This is a genomic window from Stenotrophomonas sp. AGC87 (genome assembly GCF_057333975.1).
In genome coordinates this window covers 8,514-17,228 of sequence record NZ_JBHFHW010000007.1, presented here as the reverse complement: position 1 = coordinate 17,228, position 8,715 = coordinate 8,514, and the positions used below count along the sequence as shown (strand labels likewise).

Genomic DNA, 8,715 nt, shown 5'->3' with positions numbered 1-8,715 from the left:
CTGGCCAAGCCGGGTTCGATCAAGCCGCACACCACCTTCGACGCCGAAGTGTACGTGCTGTCCAAGGACGAAGGTGGCCGTCACACCCCGTTCTTCAAGGGCTACCGTCCGCAGTTCTACTTCCGTACCACCGACATCACCGGCGCTTGCGAACTGCCGGAAGGTGTGGAAATGGTGATGCCGGGCGACAACGTGAAGATGGTTGTCACCCTGATCAACCCGGTCGCCATGGATGAAGGCCTGCGCTTCGCGATTCGCGAAGGCGGCCGTACCGTCGGCGCCGGCGTGGTCTCCAAGATCATCGCGTAATACTGCAATACCGGCGGTCGCATAGCGCTGCTGCCGGTCTCGCGAGTGGCGGGCCGGGAACCTCGGTCCGCCTTCGCCGTCTTAGGGAAGGCAAGTTTTTTCAGTACGCCAGTAGCTCAATTGGCAGAGCAGCGGTCTCCAAAACCGCAGGTTGGGGGTTCGAGTCCCTCCTGGCGTGCCACTTCTCCCTTCCAGCGGCTATGCCGCCACAGCAGCCAGAGCCGGATGAACAGCAAGATCGAGCATTCCAAAGACAACGCCTCCACTGGAGGTGACATCGTCAAGTACGCCGTCGCAGCGATCCTGGTGCTGGCGGGTCTTTTTGCTTGGTATTGGTTCGGTGCTCCTGAGCATGCCTCCCAGAGTGCATGGGCCGGTCCGCTTCGCGGTCTGGCCGTTGTCGTTGGCCTGGTGGCCGGCCTCGGCGTGTTCCTGCTGACCGGCAAGGGTCGCGACACGCGGGAATTCCTTTCCGAATCGCGTTTCGAACTGCGCAAGGTGGTCTGGCCGACGCGCCAGGAAGCCATTCGCATGACCTGGGTGGTGATCGTTGTGGTGATCATCCTCAGCCTGCTGCTGGGCGGATTTGACTTCGTGATTCAGAAATTGACCCAGTGGTTCCTGGGTCGATAAGGAGAAACCAGTGAAGCGTTGGTACGTCGTTCACGCCTATTCGGGCTTCGAAAAGTCGGTTGCGCAGGCTCTGCGCGATCGCATCGTGCGTGACGAGATGCAGGAGCGCTTCGGTGACGTCCTGGTCCCGACCGAGGAAGTGGTTGAAATGCGCGCCGGCCAGAAGCGCCGTTCCGAGCGCAAGTTCTTCCCGGGTTACGTGCTGGTCCAGATCGAGACCCACGAAGAAAACGGTATCCCGCGCATCGACAACGAAAGCTGGCACCTGGTCAAGGATACCTCCAAGGTGATGGGCTTCATCGGCGGCACCGCCGATCGTCCGTTGCCGATCCGTGATGAAGAGGCTGCCGCCATCCTGGACCGCGTTCAGGAAGGTGTGGAAAAGCCCCGTCCGAAGGTGCTGTTCGAGCCGGGCCAGATGGTCCGTGTCACCGAAGGTCCGTTCAACGACTTCAACGGTGTGGTCGAGGAAGTCAACTACGAGAAGAGCCGTCTGCGCGTCTCGGTGCTGATTTTCGGTCGCGCCACCCCGGTCGAGCTCGAGTTCGGCCAGGTCGAAAAGGCCGTCTGAGCCTGAGGCAGCAGGGTTCCGGGCGGCCGCCCGGAACCTGAACAGCCAGCGCCCGTCAGCCTTGAGGCAAGGGCGGAAAAAATCTGATATAGTGCGCGGCTTCCTGCCAGGAAGCTGGCAAAAGCAAGGGCCGCCGCGAGGTGGCCTTCTGCGTGAATTCAAAACGCGATGCCGGGACGCGTGATTCCCGGTCCGATGGGGAGCCTGTTGTCGTAAGGCGCTAGCACCCGGAGAGCATACTCATGGCAAAGAAAGTTGTCGGTTATATCAAGCTGCAGGTGAAGGCCGGTCAGGCCAACCCCTCGCCGCCGGTCGGTCCTGCGCTGGGTCAGCGTGGCCTGAACATCATGGAATTCTGCAAGGCCTTCAATGCCGCCACGCAGAAGCTGGAGCCGGGTCTGCCGGTGCCGGTCATCATCACGGCCTACTCGGACCGTACCTTCACCTTCATCACCAAGAGCACCCCGGCTGCCGTGCTGCTCAAGAAGGCTGCAGGCATCTCCTCGGGCTCCAAGCGCCCGAACACCGAGAAGGTGGGCAAGGTGACCCGCAAGCAGCTCGAAGAGATCGCCAAGACCAAGGAAGCAGACCTGACGGCTGCTGATCTGGATGCCGCGGTGCGCACCATCGCCGGTTCTGCCCGTTCCATGGGCCTCGTGGTAGAGGGTTAAGAAGATGGCACAGACCAAGCGTGAGAAGGCCATCAAGGCCGCCGTCGTCCCGGGCAAGGCATACGCCTTCGAGGACGCCATCAAGATCCTGAAGACCGCTACCAAGGCCAAGTTCGTCGAGTCCTTCGACGTCGCTGTGCGCCTGGGCGTGGACGCCAAGAAGTCCGACCAGCAGGTGCGCGGTTCCACCGTGCTGCCGTCCGGTACCGGCAAGAGCGTGCGCGTTGCCGTCTTCGCACCGGCCGGTGCCAAGGCTGACGAAGCCCTGGCCGCTGGCGCCGAAGCCGTGGGCATGGACGACCTGGCCGAGAAGATGCAGGCCGGCGATCTGAACTACGACGTCGTCATCGCGACCCCGGACGCCATGCGCGTCGTGGGTAAGCTGGGCACCGTGCTCGGCCCGCGCGGCCTGATGCCGAACCCGAAGGTCGGCACCGTTTCGGCCAACCCGGGCGAAGCCGTCAAGAATGCCAAGTCGGGTCAGGTGCGTTACCGCACTGACAAGGCCGGCATCATCCATTGCACCATCGGCAAGGCCGACTTCGCCGAAGACGCGCTGAAGTTGAACCTGCAGGCGCTGCTGATGGATCTGGTCAAGGCCAAGCCGGCCACCTCGAAGGGCACCTACCTGCAGAAGGTATCGGTCAGCTCGACGATGGGCCCGGGCGTGACCATCGACCAGTCCTCGCTGTCGCTGAAGTAATCGTTTCAAGCGGGTGCCGGGCCCAGGCCCGGTACCCGCGATATTTGAAGGCAATCCGAGTGGGGCTCGCCCTGCAGAGATAGCCGTCAAAGACCGCAGGCGCGGTCAGTACATACCGGCGACGGGCAAGGATGCTCGCATTGGCAGGGAGTCGCCGCCGGCGCAGTACCGAACGCTTAATCGATTCCCCCGGGAATCACCCTGCGTAGATGGTGCCCTTCTGGAGTTTTTCTGGTTTACGCACGTCTGGGTTCTCCCAGGTTGGCCATCCAGGTCTAGAACGGCCCACCCTTGGAACATCACCTGATGTTCCCGGCGTCCAGGACGGATGCCGCCCAGGACCGCACACGGCAGGAGCCGTAAGCGGAGTTCAATTGGAGGAGTGCAATGGCTCTCAATCTGTCCCAGAAGCAAGAAGTAGTCGCCGAGCTGGCAGACGTCGCCGCCAAGGCCCACTCCTTGATCGCAGCCGAATACGCTGGCACCACGGTCTCCCAGATGACCGCGATGCGCAAGCAGGCACGCGAAACCGGCGTTTTCTTGAAAGTTGTCAAGAACACGCTGGCGGCACGTGCAGTGGAAGGTACCGAATACGAATGCGCCAAAGACGCACTCGTCGGTCCGCTGCTGTACGCGTTCTCGCTCGAGGAGCCCGGCGCAGCCGGTCGCCTGATCAAGGATTTTGCCAAGACCAACGACAAGCTGCAGGCAAAGGTCGTGGCCATCGGCGGGGAACTGTTCCCGGCTGGCCATGTCGACGTGCTGGCCTCGCTGCCGACCCGTGATCAGGCCCTGGCCATGCTGGCCCGCGTCCTGGCCGAGCCGGCCACGATGTTCGCCCGTGCCGTCAAGGCCGTGGCCGACAAGCAGGGTGGCGGTGAAACCGCTGACGCTGCCGAGCCGGTCGCCGAAACCGCCTGAGTCGACGTTTCCGTGGTTCCGAACGGAACCTCAACCCAGAAAATTATCCAAAGGTAATCAAAATGTCCCTTACCAACGAACAGATCGTCGACGCCATCGCCGAGAAGTCCCTGATGGAAGTGATGGAGCTGGTCAAGGCCATCGAAGAGAAGTTCGGCGTCTCCGCCGCTGCTCCGGTCGCCGCAGCTGCTGCTGCTGGCCCGGCTGCCGCTGTTGAAGAGCAGACCGAATTCGACGTCATCCTGAAGTCGGCCGGCGACAAGAAGGTCGAAGTCATCAAGGCTGTCCGCGCCATCACCGGCCTGGGCCTGAAGGAAGCGAAGGATCTGGCAGAAGCCGGCGGCATGATCAAGGAAGCCGCTTCGAAGGACGACGCTGCCAAGTTCAAGAAGGACCTGGAAGCTGCTGGCGCGACTGTCGAAGTCAAGTAAGCAGTTCCTTGCCTCGCCATCGAAACACGGCGATGCAGCCAAGGCTGGGGGCGTAAGCCCCCGGCCTTTGGTCGTTTCACGCAACACCCGAAATACGAGCCCAACACGGGCTGCGGTCATCCCCCGTCACAGCGGCGCCCAGGCGCGCGGGCAGGGGAGTGGATGCAGACGAGTTGGCAGTTGGAAGTAGCGGGAGAAGGCGTGCTGGTGCCGGCAATACCAGCGACTTCCAACTGACAATTTCAGTTTCCCCTCGGGTCGTGGACGCACGATCCGCACAGCCAAGGTGATACCTCATGACGTCTTATTCGTTCACCGAAAAGAAGCGTATCCGCAAGGATTTCGGCAAGCAGCGCTCGATCCTCGAAGTGCCGTTCCTGCTTGCCATCCAGGTCGATTCCTACCGTGAATTCCTGCAGGAAAACGTCGATCCGGCCAAGCGCACGGACCACGGCCTGCATGCCGCCCTGAAGTCGGTGTTCCCGATTTCCAGCTACAGCGGCAACGCTGCCCTGGAATACGTCGGCTACAAGCTCGGCGATCCCGTGTTCGACGAGCGCGAGTGCCGCCAGCGTGGCATGAGCTACGGCGCGCCGCTGCGCGTGACCGTGCGCCTGGTGATCTACGACCGTGAGTCGTCGACCAAGGCCATCAAGTACGTGAAGGAGCAGGAGGTCTACCTCGGCGAAATTCCGCTGATGACCGACAACGGCACCTTCATCGTGAACGGTACCGAGCGCGTGATCGTCTCGCAGCTGCACCGTTCGCCGGGTGTGTTCTTCGACCATGACCGTGGCAAGACCCACAGCTCGGGCAAGCTGCTGTACAGCGCCCGCATCATCCCGTACCGCGGCTCCTGGCTGGACTTCGAGTTCGACCCGAAGGATGCCCTGTTCACCCGTATCGATCGTCGCCGCAAACTGCCGGTCTCGATCCTGCTGCGTGCGCTGGGCTACAGCAACGAAGAGATGCTGGCCGAGTTCTTCGAGATCAACACGTTCCACATCAACCCCGATGAAGGCGTGCAGCTGGAGCTGGTGGCCGAGCGTCTGCGCGGCGAGACCCTGAACTTCGACCTGGCCGACGGTGACAAGGTCATCGTGGAAGCCGGCAAGCGCATCACCGCGCGTCACGTCAAGCAGCTGGAAGCCTCGGGCATCGCCGCCCTGGCCGTGCCGGACGATTACATCGTCGGCCGCATCCTGTCGCACGACGTGGTCGATGCCAACACCGGTGAGCTGCTGGCCCAGGCCAACGACGAAATCACCGACGAGCAGCTGCAGGCCTTCCGCAAGGCCGGTGTGGATGCCGTGGGCACCCTGTGGGTGAACGATCTGGATCGTGGCCCGTACCTGTCCAACACCCTGCGCATCGATCCGACCAAGACCCAGCTGGAAGCCCTGGTCGAGATCTACCGCATGATGCGTCCGGGCGAGCCGCCGACCAAGGATGCCGCGCAGAACCTGTTCCACAACCTGTTCTTCACCTTCGAGCGCTACGACCTGTCCACGGTCGGCCGCATGAAGTTCAACCGCCGTGTCGGCCGCAAGGCTGTCACCGGCGAAGCCGTGCTGTATGACCGCAAGTACTTCGGTGAGCGCAACGACGAAGAGTCCAAGCGCCTGGTCGCCGAGCACGCCGACACCTCCGACATCCTGGAAGTGATCAAGGTCCTGACCGAGATCCGCAACGGTCGTGGTGTGGTCGATGACATCGATCACCTGGGCAACCGTCGCGTGCGTTCGGTCGGTGAAATGGCCGAGAACGTGTTCCGCGTGGGCCTGGTCCGCGTCGAGCGCGCGGTCAAGGAACGCCTGTCGATGGCCGAATCCGAAGGCCTGACCCCGCAGGAGCTGATCAACGCCAAGCCGGTCGCCGCGGCCATCAAGGAGTTCTTCGGCTCCTCGCAGCTGTCCCAGTTCATGGATCAGAACAACCCGCTGTCGGAAGTGACGCACAAGCGTCGCGTCTCGGCCCTGGGCCCGGGCGGTCTGACCCGCGAACGCGCCGGCTTCGAAGTGCGCGACGTGCACCCGACCCATTACGGCCGCGTCTGCACCATCGAAACGCCGGAAGGCCCGAACATCGGCCTGATCAACTCGCTGGCCGTGTACGCCCGCACCAACCAGTACGGCTTCCTGGAAACCCCGTACCGCAAGGTTGCTGACGGCAAGGTCTCCGACGAGATCGAATTCCTGTCGGCCATCGAAGAAAACGAGTACGTCATCGCCCAGGCCAACGCCCTGACCGATGCCAAGAGCATGCTCACCGAGCAGTTCGTGCCGTGCCGCTTCCAGGGTGAGTCGCTGCTCAAGCCGCCGGCAGAAGTCCACTTCATGGACGTCTCCCCGATGCAGACCGTGTCGATCGCTGCCGCGCTCGTCCCGTTCCTGGAGCACGATGACGCCAACCGCGCACTGATGGGCGCCAACATGCAGCGTCAGGCCGTGCCGACCCTGCGTGCCCAGAAGCCGCTGGTGGGTACCGGTATCGAACGCGCCGTGGCCCGTGACTCCGGTGTGACCGTGAACGCCCGTCGTGGCGGCGAGATCGTGCAGATCGACGCCGGCCGCATCGTGGTCAAGGTCAACGAAGTGGAAATCACCGACGCGACCGACGCCGGCGTGGATATCTACAACCTGATCAAGTACACCCGTTCCAACCAGAACACCTGCATCAACCAGCGTCCGCTGGTGGAAGTGGGCAACGTGGTGGCGCGTGGCGACGTGCTGGCCGATGGTCCGTCCACCGACATCGGTGAACTGGCCCTGGGCCAGAACATGCTGATCGCCTTCATGCCGTGGAACGGCTACAACTTCGAAGACTCCATCCTGCTTTCCGAGCGTGTGGTGGAAGAGGATCGTTACACCACGATCCACATCGAAGAGCTGACCTGCGTTGCGCGTGACACCAAGCTGGGGCCGGAGGAAATCTCCGCCGACATCCCGAACGTCTCCGAGCAGGCCCTGAACCGCCTGGACGAGAGCGGCGTGGTGTACATCGGTGCCGAAGTCCGCGCCGGCGACATCATGGTCGGCAAGGTCACCCCGAAGGGCGAAAGCCAGCTGACCCCGGAAGAGAAGCTGCTGCGCGCGATCTTCGGCGAGAAGGCTTCGGACGTGAAGGACAGCTCGCTGCGCGTGCCGCCGGGCATGGACGGCACCGTCATCGACGTGCAGGTCTTCACCCGCGATGGTATCGAGAAGGACAAGCGCGCCCGTCAGATCGAAGAGTCTGAAATCAAGCGCGTCAAGAAGGACTTCGACGACCAGTTCCGCATCCTGGAAGGCGCCATCTACGCCCGTCTGCGTTCGCAGATCGTGGGCAAGGTGGTCAACGGCGGTGCCAACCTGAAGAAGGGCGACACCGTTACCGACGCCTACCTGGACGGCCTGAAGAAGGCTGACTGGTTCGTGCTGCGCATGAAGGACGAGGACGCCTCCGAAGCCATCGAACGCGCCCAGAAGCAGATCCAGGCGCACGAGAAGGAATTCGAGCGTCGCTTCGCCGACAAGCGCGGCAAGATCACCGCGGGCGACGATCTGGCCCCGGGCGTGCTCAAGATGGTCAAGGTCTTCCTGGCCGTGAAGCGTCGCATCCAGCCGGGTGACAAGATGGCAGGCCGCCACGGCAACAAGGGTGTGGTCTCCAACGTGGTGCCGGTCGAAGACATGCCGTACATGGCCTCGGGCGAAACCGTGGACATCGTGCTGAACCCGCTGGGCGTGCCGTCGCGTATGAACATCGGCCAGATTCTGGAAGTGCATCTGGGTTGGGCCGCCAAGGGCCTGGGTCGCAAGATCCAGGGCATGCTGGAAGCCCAGGCCGCGATCAACGACCTGCGCAAGTTCCTGGACGACGTGTACAACCACGACAAGACCCAGCACGCCAACCACGTCGATCTGACCCAGTTCAGCGACGAGGAGCTGCTGCGCCTGGCCGCCAACCTGACCGACGGCGTGCCGATGGCAACGCCGGTGTTCGACGGTGCCACCGAAGCCGAGATCAAGCACATGCTTGCCCTGGCCGACCTGCCGCTGAGCGGCCAGACCCAGCTGTATGACGGCCGCACCGGTGAGGCATTCGATCGCCACACCACCGTGGGCTACATGCACTACCTGAAGCTGAACCACCTGGTCGACGACAAGATGCACGCCCGTTCGACCGGCCCGTACTCGCTCGTTACCCAGCAGCCGCTGGGCGGCAAGGCGCAGTTCGGTGGCCAGCGCTTCGGTGAAATGGAAGTCTGGGCGCTGGAAGCCTACGGCGCGGCCTACACCCTGCAGGAAATGCTGACGGTGAAGTCCGATGACGTGCAGGGCCGCAACCAGATGTACAAGAACATCGTCGACGGTGAGCACGAGATGGTCGCGGGCATGCCGGAATCCTTCAACGTGCTCGTGAAGGAAATCCGCTCGCTGGCCATCAACATGGAACTGGACGGCAACTGATCGCGCAGGGGGGGGGGGGGTGGCA

General features: G+C 62.9%; 8 protein-coding genes and 1 tRNA gene. All 9 read left to right on the top strand.

Annotation, left to right across the window (positions count from 1 at the left end):
- Positions 1-309, top strand: a 309-nt coding sequence (locus tag ACE026_RS03365) for an EF-Tu C-terminal domain-related protein (RefSeq protein ID WP_486037831.1), incomplete at its 5' end; no start/stop codon positions are given.
- A 105-nt stretch (positions 310-414) separates the two neighbouring features.
- A tRNA-Trp gene (locus ACE026_RS03360) sits at positions 415-490 on the top strand.
- A gap of 44 nt (positions 491-534) precedes the next feature.
- A complete protein-coding gene (secE, locus tag ACE026_RS03355; RefSeq protein ID WP_121044666.1) occupies positions 535-942 on the top strand; it encodes a preprotein translocase subunit SecE in 408 nt (135 codons plus the stop codon).
- 10 nt (positions 943-952) lie between these two features.
- Positions 953-1,513, top strand: a complete 561-nt coding sequence (nusG, locus tag ACE026_RS03350) for a transcription termination/antitermination protein NusG (RefSeq protein ID WP_019186115.1) — start codon at positions 953-955, stop codon at positions 1,511-1,513.
- Positions 1,514-1,755: 242 nt separating this feature from the next.
- Positions 1,756-2,184 carry a 50S ribosomal protein L11 gene (gene rplK, locus ACE026_RS03345; protein ID WP_019186116.1) on the top strand — a complete coding sequence of 143 codons (429 nt, stop codon included), beginning with the start codon at positions 1,756-1,758 and terminating at the stop codon, positions 2,182-2,184.
- Between the two features lie 4 nt (positions 2,185-2,188).
- Positions 2,189-2,887 carry a 50S ribosomal protein L1 gene (gene rplA / locus ACE026_RS03340; RefSeq protein WP_121044663.1) on the top strand — a complete coding sequence of 233 codons (699 nt, stop codon included), beginning with the start codon at positions 2,189-2,191 and terminating at the stop codon, positions 2,885-2,887.
- Positions 2,888-3,274: 387 nt separating this feature from the next.
- Entirely contained in the window at positions 3,275-3,808 is a 534-nt protein-coding gene (gene rplJ / locus ACE026_RS03335; RefSeq protein WP_121044660.1) for a 50S ribosomal protein L10, read from the top strand.
- Positions 3,809-3,870: 62 nt separating this feature from the next.
- Entirely contained in the window at positions 3,871-4,239 is a 369-nt protein-coding gene (gene rplL, locus ACE026_RS03330) for a 50S ribosomal protein L7/L12 (RefSeq protein ID WP_019186119.1), read from the top strand.
- 296 nt (positions 4,240-4,535) lie between these two features.
- Positions 4,536-8,690 (top strand): DNA-directed RNA polymerase subunit beta, encoded by a 4,155-nt coding sequence (gene rpoB / locus ACE026_RS03325; protein WP_121044657.1) that lies wholly within the window; start codon positions 4,536-4,538, stop codon positions 8,688-8,690.
- The last annotated feature ends 25 nt before the right edge of the window (positions 8,691-8,715 follow it).

What these genes read in the sequence shown, in the direction of transcription:
- secE (WP_121044666.1), top strand. Translation starts at nt 535, where the DNA reads ATGAACAGCAAGATCGAGCATTCCAAAGACAACGCCTCCACTGGAGGT.
- rplK (WP_019186116.1), top strand. Translation starts at nt 1,756, where the DNA reads ATGGCAAAGAAAGTTGTCGGTTATATCAAGCTGCAGGTGAAGGCCGGT.
- rplA (WP_121044663.1), top strand. Translation starts at nt 2,189, where the DNA reads ATGGCACAGACCAAGCGTGAGAAGGCCATCAAGGCCGCCGTCGTCCCG.
- rplJ (WP_121044660.1), top strand. Translation starts at nt 3,275, where the DNA reads ATGGCTCTCAATCTGTCCCAGAAGCAAGAAGTAGTCGCCGAGCTGGCA.
- rplL (WP_019186119.1), top strand. Translation starts at nt 3,871, where the DNA reads ATGTCCCTTACCAACGAACAGATCGTCGACGCCATCGCCGAGAAGTCC.
- rpoB (WP_121044657.1), top strand. Translation starts at nt 4,536, where the DNA reads ATGACGTCTTATTCGTTCACCGAAAAGAAGCGTATCCGCAAGGATTTC.